This window comes from Clostridium algifaecis (assembly GCF_017874415.1).
Classification (GTDB): Bacteria; Bacillota; Clostridia; order Clostridiales; family Clostridiaceae; genus Clostridium_B; species Clostridium_B algifaecis.
The window spans coordinates 1-14066 of sequence record NZ_JAGGLM010000004.1 but is presented as its reverse complement, the minus strand read 5'-3'; the positions used below and the strand labels follow the sequence as shown (position 1 = coordinate 14066).

The following is a 14066-nucleotide window of genomic DNA, read 5'->3' as shown; positions in this document are numbered from 1 at the left end:
GAGAAATTTAATATTCATTTAATTGCATTGTTATCAAAAAAAATTTTTTAATGACAAGCACTGATTTTACTGGGTTTCATATGCAATAAGCTTAAATAAACATATAATAGCTTGTATATTTATTTTTAATACATTTATATTATATGGAATTTAATATTAACCATGTAAAAATTACATTAAAATTCGTTGACTTTTAATGTAATTTTTGCTATTATTTAATTGTAGTTATGTCGAATTGTGGAATTAAGGGAGGAAAACAAATGAAATCAACAGGTGTTGTAAGAAGAGTAGACGAGCTAGGGAGAATTGTAATTCCTATAGAATTAAGAAGGACTTTAGATATTGCTGAAAAAGATGCTCTAGAAATATATGTAGATGGCGAACAAATCATACTAAAAAAATATGAACCTGCATGTATATTCTGTGGTGATGCAAGAGATGTAGTAAATTACAGGGGAAAAAATATCTGTAAAAACTGCTTAAATGAGCTAAGAGAAGGACGCTAAACTCTATAAAAAATAGAACCAATAATATATTTATTGGTTCTATTTTTATACTAGTATTTTTACTTTTCTTATTTAACTCTTCTTCCACCGCTAAAATCAGATCTATCTACTGATGCAATTTTAACCACATCACCTGTTTTAGGTGCATTAATATATGATCCATTACCTACATATATTCCTACATGATATGCAGGTGAACCAAAAAACACCAAATCACCTGGCTGAAGATTTTCTCTAGATACAGCTGTACCTACACATTGTTGTTCCTGAGAAGTTCGTGGAAGTGAAATTCCAAAGTGAGCATATACATACTGTACCAATCCAGAGCAGTCAAATCCAGATGGAGACGTCCCGCCCCAAACATAAGGAACACCTAAAAAATTAGATGCATACGCTACTATTGAACTTGAAGACGCCGCAGCTGCTGAACCGCCTCTTGATATTGATGGTGCCTCATTTCTAATTTTTTGAACATCATTTGCTGCTGCTATAACTTTGCTATTATCCGAACTGTTTGTTGAAGTAGCTGCAATAGTTTGTTCTTTCTTATCCAAATCTGCAATTAAATTTTTTTCACTTGATTTATCACTATTAAGCTTGGCCAATTTACTTTCATTATCTGTTTTAAGAGACTGAAGCTTATTATTATCACTATTTAATTTTTGTTTTTGTAATGCTAATTGTTCTTGCTTATCTTTTAAATCATTTATAACTTCCTGATCTGAACCCATTACTCTTTTTACAGTATCTATTCTTGATATAAGATCAGTTAAGCTATTTGAATTCAATATTACACCTATATAACTATCTACTCCATTTATGTACATAGCCTTTGCTCTTTGATTAAAGAGTACTTGCTGTTTTTGTATGTTATTTTGAGATTCCTCTAATTTCTTTTTATTATTATCAATATTACTGGATACAGTTTTAATATCCTTTTTATTTTTGTCAATTTGACTCATTACTTGTGATATTTGAGTATCTAGTTTCTCAACTTTCACTTGTAAATCCTGCTTCTGCTGCTTAATACTATCCAAGCTTGTACTACTTGGTGAAGCCAGAACACTACCACTAGTTGTTAAAGCTAGCGTTAAGGCTATCGCAACAGACATAGTTTTTCTATTCAATATTCATACCTCCCATATTTAAATAATTAACAATAATAGTAGCTTATTAATAATATACTAAATGTAAAGCTATTCTTATTGATATATGATAACTAAATATGATTTTAATTAAATCATATTTTTAGTTACTTTTTTTATTATAACATTAAAGTTAAAATTAACACAAGTCTTAAGGAATATTTTTTCCAATAAATCAACAAACTAATTTATTTTTATAAGCCTATTGAATGTTTATAAACTTCAGATTTAGTTAAATTTCTATCTTTTGATACTTTTTTAACAGACTCTTTTTTACTAAATCCTTCATTCATATACATTTCTATGTGCTTCTCAATAGTTATATTTTCCCACTTTTTTTCTTTTTCTCTCATAATATCTTCTTTAGTTTTACCGCTAACTACAAGAACAAATTCACCTCTTGCATTTTTATCCTCATAATAATTTATAGCTTCCTCTATGGTAAATCTCAATATTTCCTCATGTATTTTTGTAAGCTCCCTACATACAGATATATTTCTATTCCCAAAAGTATCTTTTAAATGTTTTAATGTTTCTTTTAACCTATGTGGTGCTTCATAAAATATTAATGTTTCTGTTCTATTCTTTAATATTTGTAAAATATTTTTCTTATCTTTATTTTCTCTTGGCAAAAATCCTATAAAAGTAAAAGCATCAGTACTAAGTCCTGAATAAACAAGTGCTGTAGTTACAGCAGTAGCTCCTGTAAGTACTTCAAAATCTATACCATCATCAATACATCTTCTTACTATAACACTACCAGGATCAGAAATACCTGGAGTACCTGCATCACTTAATACTGCTATATTCTTTCCCTGCTTAAGTTTTTCTATTAAATTATAACTTTTTTCATTTTCATTAAACTTATGATAACTTACAATGGGCTTTTTTATATTAAAATGATTTAAAAGTTTTAAACTGTGTCTTGTGTCCTCTGCTGCTATAAGATCAACATTTTTCAAAACTTCCAATGCTCTTAAAGTTATATCCTTCAAATTTCCTATTGGTGTTGGAACTAAAAAAAGTTTACCTATTTCCATCATTATCCCTTCTATCTCTACCATATATCCTGTCTATTTCTTCAGTATATCCACCATACTCGTCATGAATATAAAGTGGCTTATCCCACTTTAAAAATTGTTTTCCATTATTTTGTCCTTCTATAAGTATCATATTTGGTGCTTTATTAATATATGGATGAACCATTTTTATAAACTTTGGTTCTATACTATATTTTCTCATAGTACACATTATATCAACAAGTCTATCAGGTCTGTGAATCATATATAACTTTCCATTATCTTTTAATAAAACCTTCGCAGCTTTTATAACATCTTCCAAAGTACAGCATATTTCATGCCTTGCTATTGCATTTTTATCATTTTCATTTACAATTCCAGAGTTTTTCAATTTATATGGAGGATTTACCGTCACTACATCAACTTTAGGTAAACTCTTTAGAAATTTCAAATCACATAAATCTCTATTAATAAATTTAAGTCTTTGCTCCATATCATTGAAAACTGTTGACCGCTCTGCCATATCAGTCATATCTTCTTGAATTTCTATTCCAGTTATATGAGATGCCTTTGTTTTTGCACCTATTATAAATGGAATTATTCCTGTACCACTGCACAAATCAATCACACTCATTTTAGGTTTTACCTTAGCAAAATTTGCAAGCAAAACCGCATCTACTCCAAACCTAAAAGATTTTTTTTTCTGTATAATATATACTCCATTTAGTTGTAAATCATCTAATGTTTCGTCATCTTCCACCAATTCTAATTTCAATTAAGTATCCTCTCTCATAAAATTATTTTATATATCTACACATTAATGTTAATTTTAATTTAAATAAAATGGGTTGTCAAATATTAGATAAAAATAAAATCCCCAATCAAAATAAGGGATTTATAGATTAATTAAATTATAAAATTTTGCAGTAATTAATGTTTAGTGGATTGTTGTACTTTTTGTTGATCTAAAGTTTGTGTCTGATTTTGAGAAGTATTACTGCTATTACTACTACCATGCTCAATTTCATTAAATTTACTGCTTTCTATAATTATATCAACACGCCTATTCTTAGCTCTATTTGCTTCTGTTGAGTTATCAGCAACTGGTCTATATTGTCCATAACCTACAGATGTAAGTTTTTCCGGATTAACACCAACTTTATCCTGTAAAAACTGAGTAACATTAGAAGCTCTAATAGTCGATAATTGCCAATTAGACTGATAAGAACTATTACTTATAGGAACATTATCTGTATGTCCCTCAACCCTTATGGAATTTCCAAGTTGATTCACTATCTTACCTATACCTATTAACTTAGTCTGAATATCAGGTTTTATTTCAGCTTTTCCCGTATCAAAAAATAAAGTATTATTTATGCTAACTACAAGTCCTCTTTCGTCTACTTTAGTGCTTACACCATTACTTAATCCATTCTTATTTAAATATTGATCCACCTGCTTTTTTAACTGTTTAAGATTATTAGCTTCAACTTTCGCCTCTCCCTGAGATTGATTTTGTTGTTGAATATCTTGTATTTCCTTAACGTTATCCTTAACACTCGAAGTATTATCTGCTCCGATTACTGTCTTTCCCCCACCCATTGCTATACTTAATGATTGAGAAAGTTGATTATATTTAGTTTGATCTACCTGACTCATAGCATACATAACTACAAAAAATATCATAAGAAGTGTCATAAAATCGGCATAACTAAGCATCCATCTTTCTGCACTTGGACCTTCATCAGGTTTCTTATTTTTTTTCTTCATAATTCAGCCTTCCCATCCATTCCTTCAAATTTTAATAATTCCTGCTTATTCAAAAATCCTTTTAATTTCTCAGCTATAGTATTAGGATTTATTCCTTCCTGAATATACAGTATTGCTTCAACTATAAGTGTTTTTTCTTTAACTTCTTTCGCATCCTGCTCTTTCAGCCTGTTTCCTATTGGAAGCCATAATAAGTTCGCAGATCCAATACCATATAACGTAGCTAAGAATGCACTTCCTATTTTTCCACCAAGACTTGCTGTATCTGTAAGACTTCCTAAAATATGTACCATTCCCATAACTGTACCTATAATACCCATAGTAGGAGCATATCCACCAGCACTTTCAAATACGCTTGCTCCTTCTTTATGCCTTTCAGATGTAGATTCAAGTTCCAATTCCAGTATATCTCTTACAGCTTGAGGATCTACACCATCAACTACAAGTTGGAGTCCCTTTTTTATAAAAGGATCCAAATTAGGATCATTTGATATTTCACCTTCCAAACTCAATAATCCATTTTTTCTGGTTTTATAGGATACATCTTTAAAATATAAAATTAGAGCTGCCAAATCTGTTTTTCTAGGATTAAGAACTACCTTAAATACTTTAGGTATTCTCTTTATTACATCTATAGGAAATGACAAACCAACAGCACCACTTGTTCCTCCAAAAACTATTACAGCTGCTGCACCACCAGCAAGTGCCGCAATATGTCCTCCATCCATTACAAAACCAGCTGTTACTGCAAAAATACCAAAAATCATAAATATAATAACAGATATATCCATTTTTTTCCTCCATATAGTTAATTTAATTCTAAATTTCAACTAGTAAAAACACTATTATGCTATATATTAATTATTCGTGTAAAATCTTGTACTCTTTATATAATACCTTTATTTATTATATTTTTAACAATATAATATAGTTAAATTTTTAACATATCATACTATTTTTTTAATAAATTAAAAAGACTACCTCCTGGCAGCCTTTTTAATAACTTAAATTAGTCCTGTTGAGCTGGTGCTCCTACTGGACAAACATTAGCGCAGTTTCCACAATCAATGCAAGTATTTTCATCTATAACGAACTGAGTATCTCCCTGGCTTATTGCCTCTACTGGACACTCTGAAGCACAAGCTCCACAACTTACACATGCATCACTAATTTTATATGCCATATCTAAAACCCCTCCTTACAAAATTGAATAATAAAATATCTTTCGTTGATATTTTATCATACTTGTCCAGATTTTAAAAGGTAAATTTAAAATACTGCATATCCTAAATCTTCAAGTGATTGTACTATTATATCATTTGTTACAAAATAATCATCATATACTACACTTACTTCCCCTTTTTCAGCATTTATTTGACAAGCTACTACCCCTTGATTACTTGAAATTACTTTTCTTATTTTGTTTATATCCTCAAAAGTACGCATATTAGAAATTTTAAGCACAGATTTCATATGAGATTCCTCCCTATTCTTCCTTAAATAATTTCTTAATCATATCCACATCTTCTGTATTATTATTTTCTACATCTAAATTAATTTCATTTTCACTTATACTGCCTTCATAACTTCCTGAAATCATTTCTACATCATTAATAGAAACTTTTTTTATAATATCTTCACCTTCCTTATTTTTTATCTTTACTTTAACATTTTCTTCAACCACAGAATTACTTAAAACTTCACCCTTCCCATAAGGTGTATTAACAATAGATTGTACTTTAGGCAGTTCTTTTCTTATTTTTTCATAAATGTCCTGTTCATAATTTAAACAGCACATAAGCCTTCCACAGATTCCTGATATTTTTGTAGGATTAAGTGATAGATTCTGTTCTTTTGCCATTTTTATTGAAACAGGTGCAAAATCTCCTAAGAACGTAGAACAACACATAGCTCTTCCACATGAGCCAAGCCCACCTATCATCTTAGCCTCATCTCTAACTCCTATTTGTCTAAGTTCTATCCTTGTTCTAAATATAGAAGCTAGATCTTTTACAAGCTCTCTAAAGTCAACTCTTCCATCCGCAGTAAAATAAAAAATCACTTTATTATTATCAAAAGTATATTCTACATCTATAAGTTTCATTTTTAAATTATGCTGTTCTATTTTATTCACACATATAGAAAAAGCTTCTTTTTCCTTTGCTTTATTTTCTTCAAACTTTTTTAGATCATCTTCTGTAGCAATTCTAAGAACATTTTTTAAAGGAGCAACAATATCTTCCTCCTTTATCTGTTTAGATTCTATAACACATTCCCCAATTTCTACCCCTCTAGCTGTTTCTACTATAACACTTGTATTTTTCTTTATATCTAAATTGTCTGGTGAAAAATAATATATTTTGCCAGCCTTTTTAAAGCGCACACCTATAACCGTTATCATATTTATTCTATACCTCCTGCATTTTCAGCAACATATCATCAAAAACCAGTTTCACATTTACATTATTTTTTAACTTTTTTCTCGTAATTTTTATGATATTAATAATAATATTCAATTTATTGAATGAGAACATTTCTCCTATGAGCTTTATGTCGTTAAATTTATCACTATTTATAAGCAAATTTTTTTGTCCGGTCTCTTTATATATAAAAACGTCTCTTATATAAGATAAAATACAGGTTAATATCTCATCCCATTCTTCCTTATGTTTAAATAAGAAATCCTCATATTTAAATATAAACTGTATATTTTCTTCCTGTGATTTTTTCAATAATTCTATAGTAATATTTCTTATATCATGTAATGATGAATCTTCTATAAACTTTTCAGCTCTTCCTGGTATTCCATCACTAAATGATATAACAGCTTTTTTATCTTCATAAGATAAACTTGGAAATTTGTAGTCTAAAAATTTGTCCATTTCATCATCTTTTAGTCTATTTAATTTATGCACTTCACATCTTGATCGTATTGTATCTAAAATATTATCTAATTTTTCACATAGTAAAATTATATATACACCATTTGAAGGTTCTTCTATAGTTTTTAAGAATGCATTTTGAGCAGCCTCTGTCATACTTTCTGAATTATAAACTATAACTACTTTCTTATTTCCCTCGTAAGGTTTTTTATTTGTTTCTTCTATTATACTTTTAATTTCGTCTATGCCAATTGATTTTTTATTTTTACTTAATTTGTATTCTAAAATGTCAGTACACTGTCTAATTTCATTTTTTCCCAATATTGCTGCTGCCATTTCCCTGGCAATGATACTCTTACCTATTCCATCTTCTCCCACGATAATATGAGAGTTTGGAAATTTATCTAATCTTATAGCTCTAAGTATCCTATTATTTATTTTTTCATGACCTATTATATTATTAAAACTCAACTGAACTTCCTCCTGTTAAATCTTAATAAATTTATCAACATCAACCACAAAAATAGTTGCTCCACCCACTTCTATGTCTACAGGATAGGGCATATATATTCCAGTAGTTCCTGCAACTGTTGAAGGAGTCGTTATAGTCTGGTCTCTTGTTTTACATATTTCCTCTATACTATTTATCACTTTCTCAATATTTTCTTCTTTCACACCTATCATTAAAGTAGTATTTCCCGATTTTAGAAAACCTCCAGTTGTAGCAAGCTTAGTAACTCTAAATCCATCATCAGTTAATTTTTCAATTAAATCATTAGCATCATCATCTTGAACAATAGCTATAATAAGTTTCATAAAACACTCCTCCTTTATGACTCCTTATGGTAAACTATCAGAAAATATTAAATACTTAAATTCAATATAATTTATATTAATGTAATTTTAACATAATTTTGTATGCTATTGTATACTAGCACTAAAAAATATACCTTCTAATTTAATTGCCTTTTAACTATATCATATATATGTCTATGTATTTCCTCTATTGTCTTAATCCTATTATCGTCTATGCAATTTATTTTATTCCAATTGTATTTCTTGGCAACGTAAAGTGAATTATTATAACATTGTTTTAAGTATTCATAATTTCTTTCATGTATATCTTTTTTATCATTTCCTGTAAACTTATTTGCTCTATTTATAATAAGCTTGTTACTATATTCAGGCGGCATATCCAAAAATATAACACAATCTGGTTGTGGGAGGCCATACAATTTATATTCCAACTGAAAAATCCAGTCTAAAAATTCATTTCTCTTTTCATTATCATTTATTTTAGATGCCTGATGTACCATATTTGAAGTAGTATACCTATCTGCTATGATAATTCCTCCATTTTTATAGAATTCGCCCCACTCCATCTTATATGATGCAAATCTATCTACTGCATAAAATGTAGATGCAGCATACGCATTTACATCTTCAGGGTCATCACCAAAATCTCCATTCAAATACATTTTTACTAATTCAGAAGATTTACTTTTATAATTAGGAAACTCTATTTTTTTTACATTATAGTTTTCATTTAATAATCTATCAAATAACATTTTAGATTGAGTAGCCTTTCCGCTTCCATCAGATCCACTCTCTATTACAAATAATTTTCCCGCCATACTTTTTCCTCCTGACCATTAAGCCTTATATAATAAACTATTTTATAACTTCTATAGTATTATCCTTTACTCCAATTAGTTCTGATCTATTATATTTATAATATCTTATAGTTTCTAAAATATCAGAATCAATTTTTTCTCCAGGACATACTATTGGAATACCAGGTGGATATGGTATTATAGTTTTTCCACAAATTCTTCCAGCAGAATTATCTAAATTTATAACTTCCTTTTCTTTAAAAACAGCTTGAAAAGGTAATATTTCCATTTTAGGTATTCCATAAGCTATAGTAGGTATATATTCACTTTTTATTTTTTCTACAGGACATCTTTTTAATACTTCATATAACTTTTTAAATTCATATTCCTCATTAAATGGAGAAAAAATCAAAACAACATTCGAGCTGTCACTCATCTCTGCCTGTATTTTATTTTGTCTTAAATATTTGAGTAATAAATTGCCACTGTAACCTTTCTTCAGATTTATAACATATCGCGTTAAATCTATATCCATAGCATAATCTAAATTCTTGATATAGCTTCTATCTAATATTTTCATATTCCCTAAAGAATTAATTTTATTTCTATAATTTTCTGCTATAGAAATAAGCTTTTCGTAATCTCTTTTCCCATATTCTTCAAGATAAAATCTAGCATAATCCATAGAACAAAGCTGTATATATGAAGGACTTGTACTTAAAAATATATTAAAGTAAAAATCTGCTTTGTCAATATAAGAAGATTTATTCACATGAAGATATGAAGTCTGCGTAACACTTGGCAATGTCTTATGTGAACTCATAACTACCATATCTGCGCCAAGCTCCACCGCATTTTTAGGTAAATCACTACAAACTCCAAAATGTGCTCCATGTGCAGAATCCACAAGTACTTTCATATTATATTTTTTTGCAGTTTTAATTACAAATTCTAAATTACTGCATATACCATAGTAATCTGGATAAGTTACAATTATAGCTTTCGCATCTTTATTTTCTTCTATAACCTGTAAAAAATGCTCCAGATTCAAAACACCAGGAGCATTTAATTTACTGCTTATAGTATTTTCTATATATACAGGAACAAGTTTTCTCATAATCAAGGCATTTAATATAGAGCTATGGCAATTTCTCTCAACTATTACCTTTTCGCCCTCATTTAAGCTTGCAAATATCATTATCATATTACCGGATGTACTTCCATTGATCAAAAAATAAGACTTTTTACTACCATAAAAATTTGCAAGACGCTCACTAGCCTCTAAAATTATACCAGTCTGGTTATGAAGATTATCAACACCGTCCACCTCGGTAATATCAAATTTCAATATATTTTTCAAAAATTCTCTTCCAATTTGAGTACTATTAAAACCTCTGCCCATCTTGTGTCCTGGCATACAAAAGGATATATTTTTCTCCTTAATATATTTTAAGACTCCCTCTAAAAGTGGTAATTCTGACAATTCCTTTCCTCTCCTCTTATGATTAAAGGAACTATAGATCTTTTTATACATTTTTTATAATATTTATAAAAATCAGTATCTAATTTTAAATCCATTAATCTTTTTTCACAGCATTTACAAATTCCCTTATTATATATTATTATACCATTACTTAAAGTTTTTCCACATATAATACAATGTATTTTATTCATAATATCCCCCTAAAAATTAATCACTTAATTCAATAAATTATTTATTAAAATTATTGCCTCTAAAAAAAATAATATTCATGTTTACTATAATTTTCTTATTAAGTACAATCATGTTTAATCTGTAGGGTTATTTCCCATTTATTTTACAATATCCATCTCTCCTTATAATAGTTTAAATGTTAATTTACATATATTCTTACTTAAATCAATTTTCCTCTAATAATATTATATTCATTTTATATTATTAGTTTGTTATATTCTTATAAATAATTTACATATTCACAAATATATAATATAAGTTATAATATAAATATGATAGAATTAGTATTGTTATTATTGATATATTACTTTTACATAGGAGGAAACTAAATGCTCTCAATTTATAAAACTATAGATGAATCAGGTAGACTTGAGGCCATAGATACTATAGAACATGGATGCTGGATAAATATCGTGGCACCCTCAGATGAAGATCTATTATTGATATCAAAAAAAGTTGGAGTTCCTATGGATTTTCTAAAAGCTGCTCTTGATGAAGAGGAAACATCCCGTATAGATGCAGAAGATGAAAATTTATTGGTAATAGTAGACATACCTTTTACAGAAATGGAAGATAATTCTCTAACTTATGATTCTTATCCTCTTGCAATAATCCATACTGACTCTATTATAATAACTGTATGCTTAAAAAATAGTAAAATACTAATAGATTTCATAGATAGAAAAATTAAATCCTTCTATACTTTCAAACGTTCGAGGTTTATTCTTCAAATACTTTATAGAATATCTATATACTATCTTATATACTTGAGACAGATAGATAAAAAAAGTGTAATGATAGAACAAAAGCTTCAAAGATCCATTAGAAATAAAGAATTCATTCAACTTTTTTCTCTTGAAAAATCATTAGTATATTTTTCTACGTCTTTAAAAGCAAATGAAATAACTCTTGAAAAAATGTTAAAATTAGAATTGCTTAAAAAGTATCCTGAGGACCAGGATATACTCGAAGATGTTATAATAGAAAACAAGCAAGCTATTGAGATGACAAATATATACAGTAATATTTTAAATGGTACTATGGATGCTTTTGGTTCATTAATATCAAATAATTTAAATATAGTAATGAAACTTTTAGCATCTATAACCATAGTAATGTCCATACCTAATATCATATTTGGATCTTTTGGTATGAACCTTAATGGAATACCATTTTCCAAAAATATCAATGGATTTATGATAGTTTATGGAATCACAGCTGTAATATGTGTATTCTGTATTATGTTTTTAAAAAAGAAAGATTTATTTTAAGGATGTGATAATTTTGCTTGGTAAGCGATTAAGAGAAGGCAATACCATAGGGCTTATTTCTCCTTCAGGACCTTTAGACAGGGAGACTACTAAAGAAAGTATAGACTTTTTAAAACAGCTTGGATTCAACATAAAGGAAGGCAAACACATATATGATAAATGGGGTTATTTAGCTGGAAAAGATAAAGATAGAGCATATGACTTTATGGATATGTTTTTAGACACCGATGTAGATATGATTCTATGTGTACGTGGTGGTTATGGTGCTATGAGAATATTACCTTTTATAGATTTTAATATTATAAAAAATAATCCAAAAATATTTGCAGGCTTTAGTGATATAACTACACTAATTAATAATATATATGAAAAATGCAACATTATAACTTTTCACTCTCCTATGTGCAATTCAAATCTTCATGACAAGACTACTTTAGAAGGCTTCTTAAATGTATTAACATGTGGATATAAACCTTTTACTATAAAAAATTCTAAAAATAAATCATGTGAATATTTTAGAAACTCAACTTATTTTAATGGTGATTCAGCTAAAGGAATATTAATAGGCGGAAATTTATCTCTAATTTCAGGTACTATAGGAACTCCTTATGAGATTAACACCAAAAATAAAATATTGTTCATTGAAGATGTAGGTGAGGAGCCCTATCAAATTGACAAAATGCTAACCCAGCTTATTTTAAGTAATAAACTTCAGGAATGTGCAGGAATAATACTTGGTCAATTCAAGGATTGTACACTTCCTCATTATAGACGAAGTTTAACTTTAGATGAAATTTTTAAAGACAGAATAATTAGCCTTGGAAAGCCTACTCTAGTTAATTTCCAGTGTGGACATTCCTATCCAAGATTAACAATTCCAATTGGTGCCCAGGTAGAATTAGATTGCGCTAAAGAATCAATTCATGTATTGGAACCGGTAGTAAAATAATATTTATTTACAATTTACTTTTATTATATGATTGTATGAAAACATAATATTTTCATATAATCTCTTTTACATATGCTATAATTTTAAATAAGAGGTGTTTATATGAGTTATGAAAAATTAAAAAATGCTGTGGATTCAAGTAATAATATTGTATTTTTTGGAGGTGCTGGGGTCTCAACAGAATCTAATATACCGGATTTTAGATCAGAAGCTGGTTTGTACAAAACTAAGAATAATTTTTCTTATCCTCCGGAAGTTATGCTAAGTCATAGTTTCTTTATGAAACATACTGAAGATTTTTTTGATTTTTACAGATCTAAAATGATATATAAAGATGCTAAACCAAATGATGCCCATTATGCTCTTGCTAAACTTGAAGAGCGGAAAAAATTAAAAGCTATTGTAACGCAAAATATAGACGGACTTCATCAGTTAGCTGGCTCAAAAAATGTACTTGAACTTCACGGTTCTATTCACAGAAATCACTGTACAAAATGCGGCAAATCTTTTGATTTAGACTACATATTAAATAGTCCAAATGTTCCAAAATGTGATCATTGTGGAGGTATAGTAAAACCAGATGTAGTACTATATGAAGAAAGTCTGAATATGGATATTTTAAACAGCTCTGTTGAATATATAAAAAACGCAGATACTTTAATCGTTGGCGGCACGTCATTAGTTGTCTACCCTGCTGCTGGACTTATCGATTATTTTAATGGCAGTCATCTTGTACTTATAAATAAAGCTTCAACTCAATATGATAATAAAGCTGATATAGTAATTCATGACAGTATAGGGAAAGTACTTAAAAGTATTTTATAAATTATTTTTATTGGAAACATACAATAGATAATTATAAAATTTAATTATCTATTTTCCATAAATAAACTGATATAAAAAGTTAAAGACGTTAAGTAAAATACTTAACGTCTTTAATCATCTAACCTGGCGATTACCTAACCTTCCACAGGGCCACCCCTGCAGTACTTTCGGCACAATGAAGCTTAACCTGCCTGTTCGGAATGGGAAGGAGTGTTACCTTCACGTCATTACCACCAGATGCTGATTTGTAAAAGCCTTGGCTCGTTACTATCAGTTTATGTTTATATAGAGAACATTGTTCTCTGAAAATTGCACAGTAAGAAATAAATTAATTGGTCAAGCCCTCGGCCTATTAGTATCAGTCAGCTGAAC

Annotated in this window: 17 protein-coding genes and 1 rRNA gene; 4 read left to right on the top strand and 14 right to left on the bottom strand. The window is 28.7% G+C overall.

Going from position 1 to position 14066, the window contains the following annotated elements:
- The first annotated feature begins 260 nt into the window (after positions 1 to 260).
- Complete coding sequence (locus tag J2Z42_RS04695) at positions 261 to 506, top strand: AbrB/MazE/SpoVT family DNA-binding domain-containing protein (protein WP_209701340.1); 246 nt, start codon at positions 261 to 263, stop codon at positions 504 to 506.
- Positions 507 to 574: 68 nt separating this feature from the next.
- Here the strand turns inward: J2Z42_RS04695 and J2Z42_RS04690 are convergent, their stop codons facing one another.
- The 13 genes from J2Z42_RS04690 to J2Z42_RS04630 form a co-directional block, all read right to left on the bottom strand.
- Positions 575 to 1633, bottom strand: a complete 1059-nt coding sequence (locus J2Z42_RS04690) for a C40 family peptidase (RefSeq protein ID WP_209701338.1) — start codon at positions 1631 to 1633, stop codon at positions 575 to 577.
- Between the two features lie 212 nt (positions 1634 to 1845).
- Positions 1846 to 2691 (bottom strand): 16S rRNA (cytidine(1402)-2'-O)-methyltransferase, encoded by an 846-nt coding sequence (gene rsmI, locus J2Z42_RS04685; protein ID WP_209701336.1) that lies wholly within the window; start codon positions 2689 to 2691, stop codon positions 1846 to 1848.
- Entirely contained in the window at positions 2678 to 3445 is a 768-nt protein-coding gene (locus tag J2Z42_RS04680) for a tRNA1(Val) (adenine(37)-N6)-methyltransferase (protein WP_209701334.1), read from the bottom strand. Before J2Z42_RS04680 ends, rsmI begins: the two co-directional genes overlap by 14 nt.
- A gap of 155 nt (positions 3446 to 3600) precedes the next feature.
- On the bottom strand, positions 3601 to 4440 hold the full coding sequence (locus J2Z42_RS04675) for an OmpA/MotB family protein (protein ID WP_209701332.1): 840 nt from the start codon (positions 4438 to 4440) through the stop codon (positions 3601 to 3603).
- Positions 4437 to 5231, bottom strand: a complete 795-nt coding sequence (locus J2Z42_RS04670) for a flagellar motor protein (protein WP_209701330.1) — start codon at positions 5229 to 5231, stop codon at positions 4437 to 4439. The genes J2Z42_RS04675 and J2Z42_RS04670 overlap by 4 nt, the downstream gene beginning before the upstream one ends.
- Before the next feature lie 218 nt (positions 5232 to 5449).
- Positions 5450 to 5623: a 4Fe-4S ferredoxin gene (gene fdxA / locus J2Z42_RS04665; protein ID WP_209701328.1), complete on the bottom strand. Its 174-nt coding sequence runs from the start codon at positions 5621 to 5623 to the stop codon at positions 5450 to 5452.
- A gap of 86 nt (positions 5624 to 5709) precedes the next feature.
- The gene (locus J2Z42_RS04660; protein WP_209701326.1) at positions 5710 to 5913 is read right to left on the bottom strand and encodes a heavy-metal-associated domain-containing protein; all 204 of its coding nucleotides are present in this window, start codon (positions 5911 to 5913) and stop codon (positions 5710 to 5712) included.
- 13 nt (positions 5914 to 5926) lie between these two features.
- Positions 5927 to 6841: a PSP1 domain-containing protein gene (locus J2Z42_RS04655; RefSeq protein WP_209701324.1), complete on the bottom strand. Its 915-nt coding sequence runs from the start codon at positions 6839 to 6841 to the stop codon at positions 5927 to 5929.
- 7 nt (positions 6842 to 6848) lie between these two features.
- A complete protein-coding gene (locus tag J2Z42_RS04650; protein WP_209701322.1) occupies positions 6849 to 7793 on the bottom strand; it encodes a DNA polymerase III subunit delta' in 945 nt (314 codons plus the stop codon).
- Between the two features lie 15 nt (positions 7794 to 7808).
- Positions 7809 to 8138, bottom strand: coding sequence for a cyclic di-AMP receptor DarA (darA, locus tag J2Z42_RS04645; RefSeq protein WP_209701320.1), 330 nt, complete (start codon positions 8136 to 8138; stop codon positions 7809 to 7811).
- A gap of 137 nt (positions 8139 to 8275) precedes the next feature.
- Positions 8276 to 8956 carry a dTMP kinase gene (locus J2Z42_RS04640; RefSeq protein ID WP_209701318.1) on the bottom strand — a complete coding sequence of 227 codons (681 nt, stop codon included), beginning with the start codon at positions 8954 to 8956 and terminating at the stop codon, positions 8276 to 8278.
- 37 nt (positions 8957 to 8993) lie between these two features.
- Positions 8994 to 10418 carry an aminotransferase class I/II-fold pyridoxal phosphate-dependent enzyme gene (locus J2Z42_RS04635; protein WP_209701316.1) on the bottom strand — a complete coding sequence of 475 codons (1425 nt, stop codon included), beginning with the start codon at positions 10416 to 10418 and terminating at the stop codon, positions 8994 to 8996.
- Entirely contained in the window at positions 10397 to 10609 is a 213-nt protein-coding gene (locus J2Z42_RS04630) for a sigma factor G inhibitor Gin (RefSeq protein ID WP_209701314.1), read from the bottom strand. Before J2Z42_RS04630 ends, J2Z42_RS04635 begins: the two co-directional genes overlap by 22 nt.
- 369 nt (positions 10610 to 10978) lie before the next feature.
- Between J2Z42_RS04630 and J2Z42_RS04625 the strand changes: the two genes are divergently transcribed.
- The 3 genes from J2Z42_RS04625 to J2Z42_RS04615 all read left to right on the top strand — a co-directional run bounded on the left by J2Z42_RS04625 (position 10979) and on the right by J2Z42_RS04615 (position 13694).
- Positions 10979 to 11920, top strand: a complete 942-nt coding sequence (locus J2Z42_RS04625; protein WP_209701312.1) for a magnesium transporter CorA family protein — start codon at positions 10979 to 10981, stop codon at positions 11918 to 11920.
- A 13-nt stretch (positions 11921 to 11933) separates the two neighbouring features.
- Positions 11934 to 12869, top strand: a complete 936-nt coding sequence (locus J2Z42_RS04620) for a S66 peptidase family protein (RefSeq protein ID WP_209701310.1) — start codon at positions 11934 to 11936, stop codon at positions 12867 to 12869.
- Between the two features lie 102 nt (positions 12870 to 12971).
- Positions 12972 to 13694, top strand: a complete 723-nt coding sequence (locus J2Z42_RS04615; protein ID WP_209701308.1) for an NAD-dependent protein deacylase — start codon at positions 12972 to 12974, stop codon at positions 13692 to 13694.
- Between the two features lie 121 nt (positions 13695 to 13815).
- Here the strand turns inward: J2Z42_RS04615 and rrf are convergent.
- Positions 13816 to 13932: ribosomal RNA gene (rrf, locus tag J2Z42_RS04610) — 5S ribosomal RNA — on the bottom strand.
- Positions 13933 to 14066: the final 134 nt, after the last annotated feature.

Excerpts from the sequence above, each read along its gene's own strand:
- darA (WP_209701320.1), bottom strand. The coding sequence starts at position 8,138 with ATGAAACTTATTATAGCTATTGTTCAAGATGATGATGCTAATGATTTA.
- J2Z42_RS04660 (WP_209701326.1), bottom strand. The coding sequence starts at position 5,913 with ATGAAATCTGTGCTTAAAATTTCTAATATGCGTACTTTTGAGGATATA.
- J2Z42_RS04640 (WP_209701318.1), bottom strand. The coding sequence starts at position 8,956 with ATGGCGGGAAAATTATTTGTAATAGAGAGTGGATCTGATGGAAGCGGA.
- J2Z42_RS04615 (WP_209701308.1), top strand. The coding sequence starts at position 12,972 with ATGAGTTATGAAAAATTAAAAAATGCTGTGGATTCAAGTAATAATATT.
- J2Z42_RS04630 (WP_209701314.1), bottom strand. The coding sequence starts at position 10,609 with ATGAATAAAATACATTGTATTATATGTGGAAAAACTTTAAGTAATGGT.
- J2Z42_RS04695 (WP_209701340.1), top strand. The coding sequence starts at position 261 with ATGAAATCAACAGGTGTTGTAAGAAGAGTAGACGAGCTAGGGAGAATT.
- J2Z42_RS04625 (WP_209701312.1), top strand. The coding sequence starts at position 10,979 with ATGCTCTCAATTTATAAAACTATAGATGAATCAGGTAGACTTGAGGCC.
- J2Z42_RS04675 (WP_209701332.1), bottom strand. The coding sequence starts at position 4,440 with ATGAAGAAAAAAAATAAGAAACCTGATGAAGGTCCAAGTGCAGAAAGA.
- J2Z42_RS04670 (WP_209701330.1), bottom strand. The coding sequence starts at position 5,231 with ATGGATATATCTGTTATTATATTTATGATTTTTGGTATTTTTGCAGTA.
- rsmI (WP_209701336.1), bottom strand. The coding sequence starts at position 2,691 with ATGGAAATAGGTAAACTTTTTTTAGTTCCAACACCAATAGGAAATTTG.
- fdxA (WP_209701328.1), bottom strand. The coding sequence starts at position 5,623 with ATGGCATATAAAATTAGTGATGCATGTGTAAGTTGTGGAGCTTGTGCT.
- J2Z42_RS04655 (WP_209701324.1), bottom strand. The coding sequence starts at position 6,841 with ATGATAACGGTTATAGGTGTGCGCTTTAAAAAGGCTGGCAAAATATAT.